The sequence below is a fragment of the Corynebacterium sp. HMSC078H07 genome (genome assembly GCF_001812805.1).
Classification (GTDB): domain Bacteria; phylum Actinomycetota; class Actinomycetes; order Mycobacteriales; family Mycobacteriaceae; genus Corynebacterium.
Map to the genome: position 1 here is coordinate 1 of NZ_KV810507.1, position 1,686 is coordinate 1,686.

Sequence of the window (1,686 nt, forward strand, 5' to 3'; positions counted from 1 at the left end):
GGGGGGTGTTCCTATATAGTTTGTCAACCTCGCGGGTGGATTAGCCGGGGTTGATTTTTCAGCCGGGGTTGTTTGGCCGTGTTGTTTTCTGGCATGGCTGTTAGCCGGCTGGGATTTTACCCAGTCGGCTATTTGGTTCTTGGTGTTTAGGCTGCTTTGACTTCCTGTGATTGGTCGGGGTCGCGGTAGTACTCGTGGTTGCTCATCATGGCGTATAGGACGTTGAGCCGTCTGCGGGCTAGCGCTACGACTGCGGCGTTGTGTCTTTTGCCTTCACGGCGCTTTCGTTCATAGAATTGCCGTGAACGCTCGTGGAATCTGATGGATGCAAAAGATGATTGCCATAGGGCGTTCTTTAATTTTTTATTGCCAGCTCTGTTCAGTGAGTTCGACATGATTGAGGTTCCGGACTGATTCGTTCGGGGTGATAAGCCAGCGTAAGAGGCTAGGTGCGCAGCTGTCGGGAAGTCGGACATGTCGCCCGCGGTCATGAGAATTTGGGCAGCCGTCTTCGGCCCGATTCCTGGCATGGATAGCAGGATTTGAGTGTGGGGGATGTCGTTGATGAGCTCGATGACTTCCTGCTCGATTTGTTTGCGGTGCTCGAGCTTTAAAAGCGCGTCCTTCGCCGACATTGCTACGCCCATTTCGGCATATTGTGCACCAGCAATGGCGACTGTTTGCTCAGAGATGGCAGCGAATATGGCATCGATGACGGGCTCGGGATTGCGTGCCTTATAGCGTCGAGCGAAGGCAGCTGCTTTGGCTTTTCCGAGGCGCTTTATTTTGGTGGGCCCGCCGTAGCGTGCAAGTAGGTGCAGAACCCATTTGCGGTGGATCACCTGGCCGCGAAGGGCTTGTTCGAATTGCGGGTAGCAGCCGACTAGTGCACTTCGAATCTGATTGATGAGCCTGGTGTAGGAGCGTGCTAAGTCTTCGTCGATGCCGTTGAGGACTTTCAATTGGAGGAAGGCTTCTTCGACGCGGTCGACACTGCGGAGGGATTCCGGAAGGTTCTTTGCAGCGTGGGCGATGATATATGCATCCCGGATATCAGTTTTGGCATTACCAGCGTGGATGCGTGAGAGCTGGCGCATAGCCAAACCTGGAAGGTAGCGCACGTCGATTCCGATATCTTGGGCAACCGCGACAGTTAGTCGCCCAATGTTATTGGGCTGGTCCACGACGACAAGGACCTTGTGGTCGTTTGCGCTGAACGTTGAAAAGAGTGTGCGCAGGGATTTTTCGTTTTGGTTGATGCGCTTTGATAGTACTTGGGCGCCGTCGATATCTAAGACGCAAGCGTGGTGAAAGTATTTGCCAACGTCCATGCCGATGACATAGTCGTAGGTCATGCCAGACCTCCTAGCGAATTGAACGAGTATGAGACTTATTTCATCGCTGGTGGTCGGACATACTTCACGCTGGCATCCACATTACTTTGAGACCTCGCGCATACTGTGTGGGTCAGGTTCCTATTAGCAGTCTGGAGTATGTCACTGCCTTCGGCGGCATCACCCCCCGGATCATTTTCAGACAGGGACGAAAACAAGCCATACCGAAGCCAGCGACTAGTTCCACTGCCACAAGGCAGAAGGAACGCAGATAAACATAGCCTGCCCCAGCATGGGGCTAGGAGTACGAATCCTGGGCTCCTTCAAGCGGAACTGCTAACAACGTAATGGG

General features: G+C 53.4%; 1 protein-coding gene. It reads right to left on the minus strand.

Annotated features, from left to right (window positions below; all coding sequences use genetic code 11):
• Positions 1–146: 146 nt before the first annotated feature.
• Entirely contained in the window at positions 147–1,355 is a 1,209-nt protein-coding gene (locus tag HMPREF2875_RS09915) for an IS110 family RNA-guided transposase (RefSeq protein ID WP_070672735.1), read from the minus strand.
• Positions 1,356–1,686: the final 331 nt, after the last annotated feature.

Bases quoted from the DNA above. Each gene is read 5' to 3' on its own strand.
- HMPREF2875_RS09915 (WP_070672735.1), bottom strand. From the start codon at position 1,355: ATGACCTACGACTATGTCATCGGCATGGACGTTGGCAAATACTTTCAC.